Below are 16032 nucleotides of genomic sequence, written 5' to 3'. Positions count from 1 at the left end.
CTCCAACAACAGCCGCACAAAGGGCGGCTCCATCGCCGCTAAAAACCAGTAAATCCGCCAAACAAGCTTGTCATATAAGCAATCAGCTTTGTCATCCAATCAAAGTACAAAACGACGCCCATCGCCACCATGACATAGCCGCCCGCCTTCATGATGGATGCGCTATGGCGGCGGATCCATTGCAGCTTGCCGATAAAAAACGACAACATGAAAAACGGAATGGCAAATCCAAGCGTATAAGCAAGCATATACATCATTCCTGAGCCCGGGTTGGTGGCGGCTAGAGCGACAACCGCCACCAAAATCGGCCCCATGCACGGCGTCCAACCGGCGGCAAACGCCATGCCGATCAGCACGGAGCCGACATATCCCGATGGCCGTTCACGAAACGAAATGCGCCGATCTTTCAGCAAAAACGCCGGCTTCCACAGCCCGGCGACGACGAGGCCAAGAGCGACGATCACGACCGCGCCGATTTGCCGGATCGCATCTTGATAATCAACAAACAGCCTTCCAAGAAGCGAGGTGCCAAAGCCAAGCGAGATAAAAATGAGCGAGAAGCCGAGCAAAAAGCAAAGCGTATGCCATAAGCTGCGGCGGTTCAGCATCGCGTTTTCCTCTTTCAACTCGCTGACCGACACGCCGGTGATATACGATAAAAACGCCGGATAAAGCGGCAAGCAGCACGGGGAAATAAACGACAAAAACCCGGCGCCGAACGCTAAAAATAGATTGAGATCATTCATTGGTGAATCAGCCCCTGCTTTTTTACTTTTTATTTTAGCAGAATTCCTTCTTCCCGTAACACGTTTCTCATTGTTCCTGGTCAATTTTTCTATTTTCCATTTTTGCGTTCACTGATAAAATAGTATAAAGCACCATACACAATACTTCAAGCAAAGGACGGTCGATTCGTGCCGAAATGCAAATTGTTGACCTTGATTGAACAAAAACGGATGGAGCTTGTCGACACGGTGGCCAAAACGGGGTTAAACTCGGCGGCGGCCATGAAAATCAGCAAAGAACTTGACACGTTGCTCAATGCCTATCAACGCGAACAAACCAAGCGGCGAAAGCAAAGCGCCTCCCGCTAGGCGGGACATGGCGCTTTCTTCTTTTTGTTCCAAGCAGGGGCGGCAAAACGCCGCCATTTACGCATGGACGTCGACGAGGCCGTTTTGCAGCAAGTACATTTGGTAGTAAAGCCCTTTTTGCGCCAGCAGTTGCTGATGCGTACCGCGCTCGATGATTTCGCCGCGGTGGAGGACGAAAATTTGATCGGCGTCTTGGATCGTCGATAGGCGGTGGGCGATGGCGATTGTTGTCCGCCCTTTCCGCATGCGCATGAGCGCATCTTGAATCGCTTCCTCTGTTTCGGTGTCAATATAGGCGGTCGCCTCATCGAGCACCAAAATTTTCGGATCAGCAGCGATCGTGCGGGCAAAGGAAAGAAGCTGGCGCTGACCGCTTGATAACGTCGCCCCGCGCTCGGCGAGCACATGGTCGTAGCCGCCGGGCAATTGCTCAATAAACGCATCGGCCTGCACGAGCCGGGCGGCCTCCTTAATGGCTTCGTCGTCCAATTCCTGATTATACATGCGAATGTTCTCTTTGACCGTCCCGTAAAACAAAAACGGATCTTGCAAGACAAGGCCGAGGCGGCGGCGCAGCTCAGCGCGCGAGTAATCGCGGATCGACCGGCCGTCAAGCAAAATATTGCCGCGGTCAAACTCATAAAAGCGCATGAGCAAGTTGATGATCGAACTTTTGCCGCTGCCGGTATGGCCGACAAACGCGACCGTCTGCCCTGGACGGATGACAAACGACAGCCGTTTCAGCACATCCCGTTTGCCGTCGTAGGAAAAGCTGACATCACGAAATTCGATTTCCCCGCGCTCGATCACATGCGGCGACCAATCTGGATTGACCGGCTCCTCTTCTTGATGATCAAGAAGGGCGAACACGCGAGAGGCGGAAACGATCGCCTGCTGGTAAAGAGACAGGCGCATCATCATTTGCGTCACCGGTTCGAAAAAGCGCTCCAAATAGTTGACAAACGCGTACAGCACGCCGATCTCAACTGGGCTGTCAAGCGCCGTGATGCCAAAAAAGCTGAGCACGACCATGATCGACAACATATACACCATATCGATCGCCGGCCGAAGCAGCAGTCCATCGAGGCGGATGTTTTTCATCCCCGCCTTGTAATGCGCTTCATTGACGGCGGCAAACTCTTGATATAAACGGCGCTGCTGGCGGAACGCTTGAATGACGGCCATCCCTTGCAGCGATTCGTTCAATTTGGCGTTCAGTTCGCTCAGCCGTTCGCGCATCTCTTGATAAAACACCGAGCTGTAGCGGCGGTACGTGTGCATGATGAACGCGATAGCCGGGAGGATGAACAGGCAAAACAACGCAAGCTTGGCGTCAAGCGAAAACATGGCGACAAACACGCCGATGACAAACAAGCCGTTTTGCACAAAGGCCGCTAGGACGCTGATGAACATGTCCTTGATCGCTTCCGTATCGTTCGTCACCCGCGAAACGATGCTTCCGCCCGGCGTCCGGTCAAAATAGCTCATCCCGAGCCGGTGCACTTTCGCAAACACATCCATCCGCAACGCTTGAATGACGTGCAAAGCGAGCCGCTGAAACTCAACAAGCTGGAAGTAGGAAATGATCGTTTTCAAGATGAGCACGCCGAGATAGGCGGCGGCCAGCGCCGCCACCGGTCCAAAAGCAAGGCGGCCCGGCACCAAATAGTCGTCAATGAACACTTTCACCAAATACGGGCCGGAAAGCTCCCCGGCCGCTGCCAACAGAAGAAGCGTAAACGCAAGCGCAGTTTCTTTTTTGTATCTTCCCATATAAGCGAGCAGCCGCCATAAGACGCGCCGCTGCTCTTTTGTTGTCAACCATCGGTCGTTCATCCGCTTCCCCCTATCTCACAAACAACTTGTATTTTCAGGCTTTTCGCTCCGCTCGTTTTTGGCTAGAGCTCGAACGTTCAGGCCTGTTGTCACTCCGCAAGCTCCTCAAGCTGCTGGCGTCGGTGCATGTCACGATACCAGCCGTCTTCTGCCATCAGCTGCTCGTGCGTTCCGGCCTGCACGATTCGCCCCCCGTCAAGGACGAGAATCCAATCGGCATGCTCAACCGCGCTTAAACGATGAGCGGCGATGATCGTCGTTTTTCCGCGCCGCTCCTGTTTGAGCGCCGTTAAAATCCGCGCCTCGGTCTTCGCATCCACGGCCGACAACGCGTCATCAAAAATGAGCACTTCCGGGTCAATGAGAAGCGCCCGGGCGATTGACAGCCGCTGTTTTTGCCCACCGGATAGGGAAACGCCGCGCTCGCCGATGACCGTCTCATACCCGTCGGGAAACTGCAAAATGTCATCATGAATGTCGGCCAGCCGCGCCGCCCGGACGACCTCGTCCTCTCCGGCTTCCGGCTTAGCAAAGGCGATGTTGTCGCGGACAGAGGCAGAAAACAAGAAATGGTCTTGCGGCACGTAGCCGATCGCCGAACGGAGCGCGAAAAGCGTATAATCGCGGATGTCGCGGCCGCCGAAGCGAATCTCGCCGTCATAGCCGTCAAACTCGCGCAGCAGCAGGCGAAGCAGCGTCGTTTTTCCCGCCCCCGTTTTGCCGACGACGCCAAGCGTCGCCCCGCGCTTGAGCTGAAAACGAATGTCCCGAAGCGCCGGCTTCGCCTCCCCCGGATAGGCAAATTGACGAACATCATACTCAATGTCGCCTTGCGGAGCGATGTGAAGGGCATCGGGACGTTCGTTGATTTCATCTTGTTCAGCCAACAGCGCCCGCACCCGGTCGTACGAAGCGCGCCCTCGCTCAACAATGTTAAACAGCCAGCCGAACGCCAACATCGGCCAAATGAGCAGGCCAAGGTAGGTCGTAAACGACACAAGCTCGCCGATCGTCAATTCGCCGGCCAGAACCATTTGGCTGCCAAACGCCACAGCGAGAAAAAACGACAGCCCAACAAGCAGCCCGATCGTCGGATCAAACAAGGCGTCAATTTTGGCGACGGCAACGTTTTTCGCCACGACGTCTTCCGATTGGCGGCGAAACGCCTCGACATCGTGTTCCTCATAGCCAAACGCCTTGATGACGCGGATGCCGCTGATGCTTTCCTGCACCTTGTCGTTCAACGATGAAAACGCCTCTTGCGCCGTTAAAAACCGACGATGGAGCATCGTTCCATAGCGGCTCGTCGCCGCCGCCATCACTGGCATCGGCAATAGGCTGATGAGCGTCAGCTTCCAGCTGATCGAAAACGCCATCGTTGCCAACACGAACCCGCCAAGCGTCACCGAGTCAACAAGCGTCAAAATGCCGCTTCCGGCCGTCTGCTGAATCGCCTGCAAATCGTTCGTCGCATGGGCCATTAAATCGCCGATCCGCTTCCGTTGGTAAAACGACGGCGACATGTTCGTAAAATGTTGATACAGCTCGTTGCGCAGCTGGCGGGCAAGCTTGACCGCCGAACCGAAAATGAAAATGCGCCAAGCGTAGCGGAGCCCGTAAAGCGCCGCCGCAACGGCGGCGAGGACGGCGATCCAGCGGATGAGCACCTCTTTTGTCATCGTTCCGTTTTTCATATGATCGACCAACAAGCCGATCACCTTCGGCGGGACCGTCTCTAAAAACGCAACGAGGACAAGCACGAAAATGCCGGTGATATACGCCTTCTTTTCTTGGCGAAAAAACCAAAACAAATCGCGAAACACGCGCACGCGCTCCACCTCCTTTCGTTTGGCTGACGAACAATCGCCATATTATTGTAACAAAACTAGAAAAATTTTGAAAGAACATTTTTGCAAAATAAAAAGACACTCTCGATCGAGTGTCTGTTGCGCTTATTTCAGCTGATTGTTCATCATTTTCATCATCTGATTGATTTTCTTCTGCGACGGAGTCATCCCCATTTGCATCATCATCATGCGAATCATTTGTTCATTGATCGGCGGGTTTTTCTTCAAATAATTGATCATCGTTTTGCGGGCGACGAAAAATCCGATCGCCACCCCGGCGATGAGCGCCAGCACGCCAACGAGAATCGTACCCCACATAACAGCGATTTTCCTCCTTCTTGTTGTCTCCCTAACAGTGTACTAAACGATGCGTCATTAGACAATATTTCGCGACAAAAATCTTTTCATTACGCAAATTTTCTTCCTTGCGCAGGCGCAGACAGCCAGTAGTAATCGGCAAAATCAGCGTCGACTGCCAAAAACGTCGGCGCCAACCGGGAGAGCGCTCGCCCGATGTCCGCGGCAAGCGGCGCGCTGTCGGCGACAAGAAGCAAGCGGCGCTTTTGCACGACAAGCAACGCTTCCTCACCGGCGTCGTTTTGCAAAACAAACATATTGCGCTCCAAATTTTTGCCGACGCGGCCGGCAAAATATTGCTTTAAGCCGAGTTCCAGGCGCGAAAATGACAGCCGTTCGGTGATAAATTCGACTTGCTTGCGGCAAATCGCCTTCAGCGGCGCTTTCGCGTATTGATGCTCACGAAGCAGTTCGACAATTTTTTCTGCCCGATGGCGGTAATGCGACGCCACATCGTCATTCAACAAATAAATCCAATAGCGGACCATGCCCCATCCCCCATTTCTGTTCATCTATTTTCTATTATAGAAAAGGAAAGGGGAAAAATATGTCTATTAACGGCAAGTTTTTTCACTAACATTGTCGATTTTTGTTTGCGGTGGCCATGCCGCCGCAAACAGGCCAACATGTCATAAACAAGCCTTTGCCCTCGATCCAACCCCGAAAATGCTTGACCAATGCGCAGCCATCTTTCACAAAAACAAGCTGCCCCTGCAACAACGCAAGGACAGCTTTCCCGGTTACTTGCCGAGCAGCGCTTTTGTGCGGCGGACGACGTTGTCAACCGTAAAGCCATACTCGGCCATGATTTTCTCTCCCGGAGCGGAAGCACCGAATCGGTCGATGGCCAAAATGTCGCCCTCGGCGCCGACGTAGCGCTCCCAACCGAGCGACGCGCCCATTTCAATGGCGAGCCGCTTCGTCACGGCCGGTGGAAGCACTTCATCGCGGTACGATTTTGGCTGCGCTTCGAAGCGGTCCCACGATGGCATGCTGATGACAGAGACATGGATGCCCTCAACGGCGAGCGCTTCTTGCGCTTTTACGGCCAGGCCGACTTCCGAGCCGGTCGCCAACAATAGCGCCTCCGGAGTGCCGTTTTTCGCCGGTGAAACGACGTACGCACCTTTTTTCACGCCTTCATACGCCAACTCAGCTGTTGTCGCCAATGTCGGCACATCTTGACGCGTCAAGACGAGGGCGGTCGGCTTGTCCGTCGATTCGAGCGCCATCCGCCACGCTGCCGCCGTTTCGTTCGCGTCAGCCGGACGGATGACCGACAAGTTCGGCATCGCCCGAAGCGAAGCGAGATGTTCGATCGGTTCGTGCGTCGGTCCGTCTTCGCCGACGGCGATGCTGTCGTGCGTCAAGACGTAGATGACCGGCAAGCCCATCAGCGCTGCCAAGCGGATCGCCGGACGCAAATAGTCGGAGAACACGAAGAACGTGCCGCCGAACACTTTCAACCCGCCGTGAAGCGCCATGCCGTTCAATGCCGCTCCCATGGCAAACTCGCGCACGCCAAACCAAATGTTGCGCCCTTCGTAGCTGTTCGGCAGGAAGTTGCCGCCGCCTTTGATGAGCGTTTTGTTCGAGCTTGCCAAGTCCGCCGAACCGCCGATAAACTGCGGCACCGTTTTGGCGATGGCGTTGATCACTTCCCCGGACGATGAGCGAGTCGCCAGGCTTTTGCCCGCTTCGTACACCGGCAGCGCCGTCTCCCAGCCATCCGGAAGCTTCCCTTCAATCGCCCGCTTCAGCTCGGCAGCCAGCTCCGGATGCGCCTGCTCATAAGCGTCGAACAGTTCATTCCATTCCGCTTCTTTTTTCGCCCCCGGCTCTTGCACCTTTTCCCGGAAATGGGCGTATACTTCTTCCGGTACATAAAAATCTTCGGCAAACGTCCAGCGGTACGCTTCCTTCGTCAGCTTCGCCTCTTCCGCGCCGAGCGGAGCGCCATGGACGCCGGACGTGCCCGCTTTATTTGGCGCGCCGTAGCCAATCGTCGTTTTTACTTCAATGAGCGTCGGCCGGCTGAGGTCCGCCCGCGCCTCCTCGAGCGCTTTGGCGATTTCTTCAATATTGTTGCCGTCCTCAACGCGCAAATATTGCCAGCCGTACGCTTGGAAACGTTGGGCGACGTTTTCCGAGAACGACAAGTTGAGCTCCCCGTCTAGCGAAATGTCGTTCGAGTCATACAGGACGATCAGGCGGCCCAACTTTAAGTGGCCGGCGAGTGACGCGGCTTCGCTCGCCACTCCTTCCATCAAATCGCCGTCGCCGCAAATGGCGTACGTATAATGGTTGATGATCTCAAACCCGTCGCGGTTGTATGTAGCGGCCAAATGCCGTTCCGCCATCGCCATGCCGACCGCCATCGCAATCCCTTGGCCGAGCGGTCCGGTCGTCGCTTCCACGCCCGGCGTATGGCCGTATTCCGGATGGCCCGGCGTTTTGCTTCCCCATTGACGGAATTGTTTCAAGTCGTCCATCGATACATCATATCCGCTTAAATGAAGCAAGCTGTACAATAACATCGACCCGTGCCCGGCTGACAAGACAAACCGATCGCGGTTGAACCAACCTGGATTTGCCGGATTATGGTTCATAAATTTCGTCCAAAGCGTGTACGCCATCGGCGCCGCGCCCATCGGCATGCCCGGATGTCCGGATTTGGCCTTTTCGATCGCGTCAATCGACAGCGTTCGAATCGTCGTAATCGCCAACTCCTCGATTGAATGCGCCATCGTCTTCCTCCTTTTCATCAACATGGTGTCATTTACTATCATATAGAAAATCGGCTTCCTTGTACAACGTTTATTTTCTCCTTCAGGACAAACGAGGCGCCGTCTCTTTTTTTCGCGACTTAATGGAAGCGCCGCCGCTGGCTTTCCTTTAATTTTTTCGGCGTCACGTCGTTGCCGTTCGGGTCGATGATCGTCACCGTATGGAGCATATCGGTCATCGCTTTGCGGAACGCTTGAATGTACTCGCGGCGCAGCTTCGCCTGCTCGAGCGTCTCTTCGGCCGACAAGCCGGACGTTTTCGCTTTTTTCGCCAGTTCGTTGATGCGGGCTAATTTATGTTTGGCAATCATTGATCATCTTCTCCTATCTGCCATATTCTCACTCTGTTTTATCTTATCTGATCAACCGGGAAGATGGCAACGATGGCATCTTGGCTTCCTTTGCCCGCTCGCCGCTTTAGGGCCAGGAGCGGCACACAATCAACGCCGCCTTTGTTGCTCGTCCATATATTCCTGGTAACGGCGATGGACGGTCGCCTTGGACGCCTCGTAGCCAAAGCTTCGCAGCGTCGCGGCGATATCAGCAAACGTCAGTCCGCGCTCGCGCAAGCGGACGATCTCCTCAACCGGCAGATCGATTCGGTCACGCCCGGCGTTTTCGCCCTGGCGCCTTAGGTTCCGCTCCGGGCGGTAGCCGCGGGCGATGGCCCGCTGCATACCGCGCTTAATTTTGGCGTTATGTATTTTCCTTTGGTACTCCTCGACAATAGCGATGATGGATAACACCATCTCATCGGCCTCCGACAGCGGCATCTCCCCGCGGTGGCTGGCGCTGTATATTTTCACCCCTTGCTTTTTCAAGCAATGCAGCACCGCCATGCGCGCATGGCCGCGCCCAAGCCGCGTTTCATCTTGAATGAGCAGCACATCGACCTCGCCTTCCTCGCAAAGCGAAAGCAGCTTCAACACGCCGTCGCGGTCGGCTTCGTAACCGCTCGCTTGCTCGGCGATCACTTTAACGACTTCAAATCCACACTCGGCCGCCAGCCGTTCGAGCTCATCTCGTTGCCTCGCGAGCGACGTCTCCTGCTCGGCTTTGTCCGTACTGACACGGCAGTAAATGACCGCCCTCATGGCCCATCCCTTCTTTCCATCACTGATTGACGGCCACCGAGCCGCCCTGCTTTGATTTTAACACAGGAATGATGATCCGTTCACCGGCGGTAAGGCGCGGGCTCGGCAAATGATTGACATCGATGACCCAGCGGATGAACTCATCAGGCGGCATATGGTGCTCCTGCTCGTACTGTTTTGCCAGCCCCCAAAGCGTATCGCCGGGAGCGACCGTAATCGCCACGTATTCTTTTTTGTCGACCGGACTGCTGGCGTAAACGAACCCTGCCAGCACGAGCGCAAACAAAAAGGAGAACAGAAAGTGATGAAGCAACGTTTTCCCCATTTCCCCCCACCCTTTCTAGAATGTTCGTTCGCTTTCCTTCATTATAGCCAGGAACATTTGTTTGTGTCAATAAAAAACTCGAACTTACGTTTGTTTTTTCATCTTCCTCATGGTATAATGAAGACAAATGATGTGGCGAGAGGTGTGAAACAATGACGAAACTGTCGAAACGGCAACAACAAATTTTAGAATTTATTAAGCAGGAAGTAAAAACGAAGGGCTATCCTCCGTCGGTGCGGGAAATTGGGGAAGCGGTGGGACTGGCGTCAAGTTCGACCGTCCACGGGCATTTAGCGCGCCTAGAAAGCAAAGGGTACATCCGCCGCGACCCGACGAAGCCGCGTGCCATTGAAATTTTGGACAACGATATGGCCAAGGAGAAAGAAAAAGAGGAGATCATCTCGGTGCCGATCATCGGCAAGGTGACGGCCGGCCAACCGATTACAGCGGTGGAAAACATCGAAGGCTACTTTCCGCTGCCGAAGCGGCTCGCCGCTGGCGAGGAGCAGCTGTTTATGCTTGAAGTGATGGGCGACAGCATGATCGAAGCCGGCATTCTCGACGGCGACTACGTCATCGTCCGCCAGCAGTCATCAGCCAACAACGGCGACATCGTCGTCGCCATGACGGAAGACAACGAGGCGACGGTGAAGCGGTTTTTCAAAGAAAAAGACTACATCCGCCTGCAGCCGGAAAACGCTCATCTTGAGCCGATCATCGTCCGCGACTGCACGATTCTCGGCAAAGTGATCGGCGTCTACCGCCTGTTCGACTGACCCGTGCCGGACTGCGCCCATAAAAAAGCTGCCCCGAAAACGGGGCAGCTTTTTTATGAATCAGTAGAGTTCCATATATTGATCTAATTCCCATTGATGAACCGCCGTCCGGTACATATCCCACTCGATTTCTTTCGCCTCAACGAAATGCTCGAATAAATGTTTGCCGAGCGCTTGGATCATCACTTCATCGGACTTCAAGTTTTCCAGCGCTTCATGCAGCGTTGCCGGCAAATCGACAATGCCTTCTTCGAGCCGTTCTTCTTTCGTCATGACGTAAATGTTTCGGTCAACCGGCGCCGGAGGAGTGAGCTTGTTGCGAATGCCATCAAGCCCAGCGGCTAAAAGCACCGCCATGGCCAAGTATGGGTTGGCCGACGGGTCGACGCTGCGCACCTCAATGCGCGTGCTCATGCCGCGTGAAGCCGGGATGCGGATGAGCGGGCTGCGGTTGCGCGCCGACCAGGCGACATAGCACGGCGCTTCATAACCCGGGACAAGGCGTTTGTACGAGTTGACCGTCGGATTCGTCACCGCCGTAAAGTTCGGCGCATGCTTCAGCACGCCGGCGATAAACTGCCGCGCCGTATCGCTCAACTGCAAATCGCCGTTCGGATCGAAAAAGGCGTTTTCGCCGTTGCGGAACAGCGACAGGTTGCAGTGCATCCCTGAACCGTTAATCCCAAAAATCGGCTTCGGCATAAACGTCGCATGCAGCCCATGTTTGCGGGCGATCGTTTTGACAACGAGTTTAAACGTTTGAATGTCGTCGCACGCTTTGATGGCATGGGCGTATTTAAAATCGATCTCGTGCTGGCCCGGGGCGACTTCATGGTGGGACGCTTCGATTTCAAACCCCATTTCCTCAAGCTCGAGCACAATGTCGCGCCGGCAGTTTTCCCCGAGGTCCGTCGGCGCCAAATCGAAATAGCCGCCGCGATCATTCAGCTCCATCGTCGGGTGCCCTTTTTCGTCAAGCTTGAAGAGGAAGAATTCCGGCTCAGCCCCTAAGTTAAAGGCGTTGAAGCCGAACGCTTCCATCTCTTTCAACATCCGCTTCAAGTTGTAGCGCGGGCAGCCTTCAAACGGCGTGCCGTCCGGGTTGTAAATGTCGCAGATAAAGCGGGCGACTTTTCCTTTTTCCGATGTCCACGGGAAAATGACGAACGTATCCAAATCCGGATACAAATACATATCCGACTCTTCGATGCGGACAAATCCTTCGATCGACGACCCGTCAAACATCATTTTGTTGTTAAGTGCTTTCTCTAACTGGCTGATGGGAATTTCGACGTTTTTGATCGTGCCCAAAATATCAGTGAATTGCAGGCGGATGTACTTGACATTTTCCTCTTTGACGATGTGTAGAATGTCGTCACGCGTATATTTTGCCATGTCTAAACTCCTCCCCGGCTCGGAAATCATTTTCCATGATTAATGAAAGAAGCGAGCGAGATCTCCTTGGCGAAGCGATGCGCGCTGGAACCGCCCGGCCTGCAGCAATTCGTTCCGCAAAATTTCGCGCAGTTCCTCGTCCGACAGCTTCGGTTTTCCCACTTTTTCGACTTTCTCCGCCTGCCCGTGGCGCCCTTCCTCCCGCGCGGCAAAAATTTGCTTAATGCCCGCCAAGTTGACGCCTTGGTCGATCAAATCTTTAATTTCCAGCAAGCGGTCGATGTCATTGAGCGAAAACAGCCGCCGGTTGCCTTCGGTGCGCGCGGGCGAGACGAGGCCGTGCTCTTCATAATAGCGGATTTGCCGAGCCGATAAGTCGGTCAGCTGCATCACAATCCCAATCGGAAACAATGGCATGGAACGACGAATTTGGCTGCTCATGCCAATTCCTCCTCGCTTTTGATACCTTTATTCTACCATAATGTTAGGAAATGAGTCAATGAAACGTGACGTTTCCTCACAAACAAATCAACTGCTGTTCAAGCAAACGCTGAATGGCGGAACAGACGGCGATTTTCACATGCGAATACGTCAATCCGCCTTGCACATACGCGACATAGGGGGGGCGCAACGGCCCGTCGGCCGTCAGCTCAATGCTTGCCCCTTGCACAAACGTGCCGGCGGCCATGATCACTTTATCTTCATAGCCGGGCATGTCGCTCGGGTACGGGGTAAAATGAGCGTTGACCGGGGAGGAAGCCTGAATCGCTTGGCAAAACGCCACCATTTGTTCCGGATCGTCAAAACGGACGGACTGAACCAAATCCGTTCGCTTCGCCTTCCACGATGGCGAGGTCTTTAGCCCGATCCGCTCGAGCATCGCCGCCGTAAAGACCGCCCCCTTGAGCGCCTGGCCCACGGTGTGCGGCGCAAGGAAAAAGCCTTGATACATATCCGGCAAGCTGTAAAGCGACGGACCGACTTCCGCTCCAATGCCCGGCGAGGTCATCCGATAGGCGCACGCCTCCACATATTCCCGCTTGCCGACAATGTAGCCGCCCGTTTTCGCCAAGCCCCCTCCCGGATTTTTAATAAGCGAGCCGGCCATCAAATCGGCGCCGACATGGCATGGCTCTTTCTCCTCGACGAATTCGCCGTAGCAATTGTCGACAAACACGACGACATCCGGTTTGATCGACTTGACGAATGCAATCATGTTGCCGATCTCTTCGACAGTAAACGACGGCCGGTCCGCATAGCCGCGCGAACGTTGAATGCCGATCATTTTCGTCCGCTCATGGATCGCTTCGCGAACGGCCGGAAAATCAACCATCCCATCCGCTGTGAGCGGCACGCTGCGATAACGAATGCCAAACTCTTTCAGCGAGCCGACGCCGCGGCCGCGGACGCCGACGATTTCCTCAAGCGTATCGTACGGAGCGCCCGTGATGTAAAGCAATTCATCGCCCGGGCGCAACACGCCAAACAGCGCGATCGCAATCGCGTGCGTGCCGGAAATGATTTGCGGGCGCACAAGCCCCGCTTCCGCTCCAAACACATCGGCGTAAATGCGATCGAGCGTATCGCGGCCCGCATCGTCATACCCATAACCGGTTGACGGGATGAAATGGGCGTCGCTCACTTGATGGCGACGGAAGCTCTCAAGCACGCGGTATTGATTGACGTCGACCAGTTCATCGATGCGGCGGTGAATCGGCGCGATTTGTGCTTCGATTTCCTCGATGAGAAGAGCGATGGTTTCTCCGTGTCTCCACTGTGTCCAAAACATAGATGAACCCTTTCTACCGTTGGAATGATTGCAGCTCCCCATACAAGGGGTGCGTAGGCAGCACGTATCCTTGGCAGTCGTACGTGCCCCCCTGTTCATTATAATGCCATTCGTGCAAAATGGTGTCCGATTTTAACCGAGCGAGCAATTTTCCTTCACCGCTTGGGATCGACACGTCGTAACGGGCCATTTGCTGTTTCACCGCCTCTTCAAGAAAATAGCGGAGCCGGTCAATGTCGGCGGCGGAAAGCGCGCTCATCACGATGGAAGCAGTCGTTGTCGGAATGAATTCCGACGCTTTTTGATCGCTTTTATTGTACACCGTGACCATCGGAATGGAAGAAGCCCCCAATTCAGCGAGCAGCCGCGACACCGTTCGCTCGTGCGCAACGTAATCCGGGTGAGACGAATCGACGACGTGAAGCAATAGATCGGCTTCCGTCACTTCCTCGAGCGTCGAGCGGAACGCGGCGACAAGCGTCGTCGGCAAGTCTTGAATGAACCCGACCGTATCGGTGACAAGCACTGTGTAGCCGCATGGCAAGACACATTTGCGCGTCAACGGATCGAGCGTGGCAAACAACAAATTTTCTTCCAACGAATCGGCGGCGGTCAGCCGATTGAAAATCGTTGATTTGCCGGCGTTCGTATAGCCGACGAGCGCCACTTGAAACGCTTGGTTTTTTTGCCGGCGCTCGCGATACCGCCCTCGATGCTCAGCGATGCGCACAAGCTCAGCTTTAATGTCGTCAATGCGGCGGCGAATATGGCGGCGGTCGGTCTCGAGCTTCGTCTCCCCCGGGCCGCGCGTGCCGATGCCGCCGCCCAAGCGGGATAGCGCCTCTCCTTGGCCGCTAAGGCGCGGCAACATATACTCCAGCTGGGCGAGCTCGACTTGCAGCTTTCCTTCTTTCGAGCGGGCGCGCCTTGCAAAAATGTCTAAAATCAGCTGCGTCCGGTCAATCACTTTCACCTCGCCAAGCATTTTCGTCAAATTGCGCGTTTGGCTTGGAGAGAGCTCGCTGTTGAAAATAACGACGTCCGGTTCCAGCTGCTTGACTATGGCGGCGAGCTCTTCTGTTTTCCCTTTGCCGATATACGTCGCCGGGTGCGGCGCTTCACGTTTTTGCGTCAACTCTGCCACAACCTCGCCGTTCGCCGTCGCAACGAGCGAAGCGAGCTCCTCCATCGAATAGCGAAACCGTTCATCATCGACACCAGCGAGCTGGCAGCCGACAAGGATCGCTTGTTCACGGCTCATGGCATCCCCCTTCCTTTCCCTCGCGGCGAACATGTTCTCTACGTTCATGATACCAAATCCCACCGTCGGTCTGCTAGTTCGTTCCAAAAAAACGATTGATTTTCCGCCGCTTTTGCCCCTACAATGATACAAGAACACCGCACGGAAAGGAACAGCACGAATGACGTGGGAAGTATTGAGCATCATCGGCACGATCGCCTTTGCCATTAGCGGGGCGATCGTCGCGATGGAAGAGGAGTACGATTTGCTTGGGGTGTACATTTTAGGGATTGTCACCGCTTTTGGCGGCGGGGCGGTGCGCAATTTGCTGATCGGGGTTCCCGTGTCGGCGTTATGGGAACAGCAGCCGCTCTTTCTTGTCGCTTTGGCGGCCATGACAGTTGTGTATTTGTTCCCAAAGCAAATGCTGCCGCCGTGGAAGCGGTGGGGCAACTTTTTTGACGCCCTTGGGCTGTCGGCGTTCGCCATCCAAGGAGCGCTGTATGCAGTCAAAATGGGGCATCCGTTAAGTGCGGTCATCGTCGCCGCTGTGTTGACCGGAAGCGGCGGCGGCATTATCCGTGACGTGTTGGCGGGAAGAAAGCCGCTCGTGTTGCGCGCAGAAATTTATGCCGCCTGGGCCATTCTCGCCGGCCTCGCCGTCGGACTGAAATGGGCCGAATCGCCCGTGGAGCTGTATGTGCTGTTGATCGTCGTCGCCGCTTTGCGCGTTTTGTCATACACGTACGGCTGGAAGCTGCCGCGGCGGGCGGTTGGGGAGAAAACAAGCGGGCAGCCTTGACACTCCGCACGGCTAAAGCCATGGGATTCTTGGGTCGTTCGCGTCCTCATCCATTTCTGGTTTGGACAACGCCCAAGTTCGGGGGTGTGTCATCACCCCGTCCCATCGGGTTAGCGTGTACCCCGATGGGCGGCGCACCTGTGACCAGTGCGCTAGGTTAGGCGCTCAAGCCTGAAATCGCTTTGGCGATGTTGATCGCCCCATTCAAGTCGGCATGGAGGGTGTATCCGCACTTTTGGCATCGGAAGCGGATGCCGTTTCGGTTCGCTTTCTCTCGATGACCACATTTACACGTTTGGCTCGTGTAGGTCGGATTCACCCACTCGACCCGAATGCCTGCCATTTCGGCTTTATAGGCAATCATCGTTTGCAGTTGATGAAACGCCCAAGAGTGAAGGCTTCGTCCTGCTTCTTTTGCCGATGTTGCCCGTTTTCGAATGCCCGTCAATTCTTCCATGCGAATCACGCCAACACCGTTGGCGAGGGCAAAGTTGACAATTTGACGGCTGATTTTGTGGTTGACACCTTTCATCCAGCGGGACTCTTTGTCGCCGATTTTTCGCACCGCATGAAGCTTCTTGGCTTTTCCTAATCTCCTTCGCAAAGCCGCATATCGCCGGCGAACAAAGGCGCATTGGTTGCCCTTAAAAAACAGCGATTTCGTTCCAACGCTGGCAACGGCGATATAACA

17 protein-coding genes are annotated in these 16032 nt (G+C 54.9%); 3 read left to right on the top strand and 14 right to left on the bottom strand.

Annotated elements, in window-relative coordinates; translation table 11 throughout:
- Window positions 1-38: 38 nt before the first annotated feature.
- Window positions 39-746 (bottom strand): cytochrome c biogenesis protein CcdA, encoded by a 708-nt coding sequence (locus BRO54_RS10445; protein WP_021322230.1) that lies wholly within the window; start codon window positions 744-746, stop codon window positions 39-41.
- Between the two features lie 168 nt (window positions 747-914).
- Here BRO54_RS10445 and BRO54_RS10440 point away from each other — a divergent pair, with 168 nt between their 5' ends.
- Window positions 915-1094 (top strand): aspartyl-phosphate phosphatase Spo0E family protein, encoded by a 180-nt coding sequence (locus tag BRO54_RS10440; protein ID WP_011230836.1) that lies wholly within the window; start codon window positions 915-917, stop codon window positions 1092-1094.
- A 57-nt stretch (window positions 1095-1151) separates the two neighbouring features.
- Here the strand turns inward: BRO54_RS10440 and BRO54_RS10435 are convergent, their stop codons facing one another.
- The 8 genes from BRO54_RS10435 to yneA form a co-directional block, all read right to left on the bottom strand.
- Window positions 1152-2930, bottom strand: coding sequence for an ABC transporter ATP-binding protein (locus tag BRO54_RS10435; RefSeq protein WP_074043876.1), 1779 nt, complete (start codon window positions 2928-2930; stop codon window positions 1152-1154).
- Between the two features lie 89 nt (window positions 2931-3019).
- A complete protein-coding gene (locus tag BRO54_RS10430; RefSeq protein ID WP_033025141.1) occupies window positions 3020-4759 on the bottom strand; it encodes an ABC transporter transmembrane domain-containing protein in 1740 nt (579 codons plus the stop codon).
- A 123-nt stretch (window positions 4760-4882) separates the two neighbouring features.
- Window positions 4883-5095, bottom strand: coding sequence for a YneF family protein (locus tag BRO54_RS10425; protein WP_011230833.1), 213 nt, complete (start codon window positions 5093-5095; stop codon window positions 4883-4885).
- An 89-nt stretch (window positions 5096-5184) separates the two neighbouring features.
- The gene (gene sirA, locus BRO54_RS10420) at window positions 5185-5622 is read right to left on the bottom strand and encodes a sporulation inhibitor of replication protein SirA (RefSeq protein ID WP_033025137.1); all 438 of its coding nucleotides are present in this window, start codon (window positions 5620-5622) and stop codon (window positions 5185-5187) included.
- Between the two features lie 252 nt (window positions 5623-5874).
- A complete protein-coding gene (gene tkt, locus BRO54_RS10415; protein ID WP_033025136.1) occupies window positions 5875-7881 on the bottom strand; it encodes a transketolase in 2007 nt (668 codons plus the stop codon).
- Between the two features lie 119 nt (window positions 7882-8000).
- Complete coding sequence (locus BRO54_RS10410; protein ID WP_033025135.1) at window positions 8001-8231, bottom strand: DUF896 domain-containing protein; 231 nt, start codon at window positions 8229-8231, stop codon at window positions 8001-8003.
- Between the two features lie 129 nt (window positions 8232-8360).
- The gene (locus tag BRO54_RS10405; protein WP_033025134.1) at window positions 8361-9014 is read right to left on the bottom strand and encodes a YneB family resolvase-like protein; all 654 of its coding nucleotides are present in this window, start codon (window positions 9012-9014) and stop codon (window positions 8361-8363) included.
- Between the two features lie 19 nt (window positions 9015-9033).
- Complete coding sequence (gene yneA, locus BRO54_RS10400; protein ID WP_033025132.1) at window positions 9034-9339, bottom strand: cell division suppressor protein YneA; 306 nt, start codon at window positions 9337-9339, stop codon at window positions 9034-9036.
- A 152-nt stretch (window positions 9340-9491) separates the two neighbouring features.
- Here yneA and lexA point away from each other — a divergent pair, with 152 nt between their 5' ends.
- On the top strand, window positions 9492-10115 hold the full coding sequence (gene lexA / locus BRO54_RS10395; RefSeq protein WP_033025131.1) for a transcriptional repressor LexA: 624 nt from the start codon (window positions 9492-9494) through the stop codon (window positions 10113-10115).
- A gap of 60 nt (window positions 10116-10175) precedes the next feature.
- On the opposite strand, the gene glnA is transcribed toward lexA, so the two are convergent.
- From glnA to hflX, 4 genes are all read right to left on the bottom strand, one after another.
- On the bottom strand, window positions 10176-11510 hold the full coding sequence (glnA, locus tag BRO54_RS10390; RefSeq protein WP_074043875.1) for a type I glutamate--ammonia ligase: 1335 nt from the start codon (window positions 11508-11510) through the stop codon (window positions 10176-10178).
- Window positions 11511-11549: 39 nt separating this feature from the next.
- Window positions 11550-11951, bottom strand: a complete 402-nt coding sequence (locus tag BRO54_RS10385) for a MerR family transcriptional regulator (RefSeq protein WP_033025129.1) — start codon at window positions 11949-11951, stop codon at window positions 11550-11552.
- Window positions 11952-12027: 76 nt separating this feature from the next.
- A complete protein-coding gene (locus tag BRO54_RS10380) occupies window positions 12028-13299 on the bottom strand; it encodes a methionine gamma-lyase family protein (RefSeq protein ID WP_033025128.1) in 1272 nt (423 codons plus the stop codon).
- 13 nt (window positions 13300-13312) lie between these two features.
- Window positions 13313-14560, bottom strand: a complete 1248-nt coding sequence (gene hflX, locus BRO54_RS10375; RefSeq protein ID WP_033025127.1) for a GTPase HflX — start codon at window positions 14558-14560, stop codon at window positions 13313-13315.
- 160 nt (window positions 14561-14720) lie between these two features.
- Between hflX and BRO54_RS10370 the strand changes: the two genes are divergently transcribed.
- Window positions 14721-15341 (top strand): trimeric intracellular cation channel family protein, encoded by a 621-nt coding sequence (locus tag BRO54_RS10370; RefSeq protein WP_074043874.1) that lies wholly within the window; start codon window positions 14721-14723, stop codon window positions 15339-15341.
- Between the two features lie 157 nt (window positions 15342-15498).
- Here the strand turns inward: BRO54_RS10370 and BRO54_RS10365 are convergent.
- A partial coding sequence (locus BRO54_RS10365) for an RNA-guided endonuclease TnpB family protein (protein ID WP_139268058.1) occupies window positions 15499-16032 on the bottom strand: 534 nt, incomplete at its 5' end.

This window comes from Geobacillus proteiniphilus, assembly GCF_001908025.1.
In the GTDB taxonomy this organism is placed as follows: domain Bacteria; phylum Bacillota; class Bacilli; order Bacillales; family Anoxybacillaceae; genus Geobacillus; species Geobacillus proteiniphilus.
The sequence above is the reverse complement of the archived record's forward strand: the minus strand, read 5'-3'. Positions and strand labels throughout refer to the sequence as shown.

Excerpts from the sequence above, each read along its gene's own strand:
- BRO54_RS10445 (WP_021322230.1), bottom strand. The coding sequence starts at position 746 with ATGAATGATCTCAATCTATTTTTAGCGTTCGGCGCCGGGTTTTTGTCG.
- BRO54_RS10435 (WP_074043876.1), bottom strand. The coding sequence starts at position 2,930 with ATGAACGACCGATGGTTGACAACAAAAGAGCAGCGGCGCGTCTTATGG.
- BRO54_RS10425 (WP_011230833.1), bottom strand. The coding sequence starts at position 5,095 with ATGTGGGGTACGATTCTCGTTGGCGTGCTGGCGCTCATCGCCGGGGTG.
- sirA (WP_033025137.1), bottom strand. The coding sequence starts at position 5,622 with ATGGTCCGCTATTGGATTTATTTGTTGAATGACGATGTGGCGTCGCAT.
- tkt (WP_033025136.1), bottom strand. The coding sequence starts at position 7,881 with ATGGCGCATTCAATCGAGGAGTTGGCGATTACGACGATTCGAACGCTG.
- BRO54_RS10410 (WP_033025135.1), bottom strand. The coding sequence starts at position 8,231 with ATGATTGCCAAACATAAATTAGCCCGCATCAACGAACTGGCGAAAAAA.
- BRO54_RS10405 (WP_033025134.1), bottom strand. The coding sequence starts at position 9,014 with ATGAGGGCGGTCATTTACTGCCGTGTCAGTACGGACAAAGCCGAGCAG.
- yneA (WP_033025132.1), bottom strand. The coding sequence starts at position 9,339 with ATGGGGAAAACGTTGCTTCATCACTTTCTGTTCTCCTTTTTGTTTGCG.
- lexA (WP_033025131.1), top strand. The coding sequence starts at position 9,492 with ATGACGAAACTGTCGAAACGGCAACAACAAATTTTAGAATTTATTAAG.
- glnA (WP_074043875.1), bottom strand. The coding sequence starts at position 11,510 with ATGGCAAAATATACGCGTGACGACATTCTACACATCGTCAAAGAGGAA.
- BRO54_RS10385 (WP_033025129.1), bottom strand. The coding sequence starts at position 11,951 with ATGAGCAGCCAAATTCGTCGTTCCATGCCATTGTTTCCGATTGGGATT.
- BRO54_RS10380 (WP_033025128.1), bottom strand. The coding sequence starts at position 13,299 with ATGTTTTGGACACAGTGGAGACACGGAGAAACCATCGCTCTTCTCATC.
- hflX (WP_033025127.1), bottom strand. The coding sequence starts at position 14,560 with ATGAGCCGTGAACAAGCGATCCTTGTCGGCTGCCAGCTCGCTGGTGTC.
- BRO54_RS10370 (WP_074043874.1), top strand. The coding sequence starts at position 14,721 with ATGACGTGGGAAGTATTGAGCATCATCGGCACGATCGCCTTTGCCATT.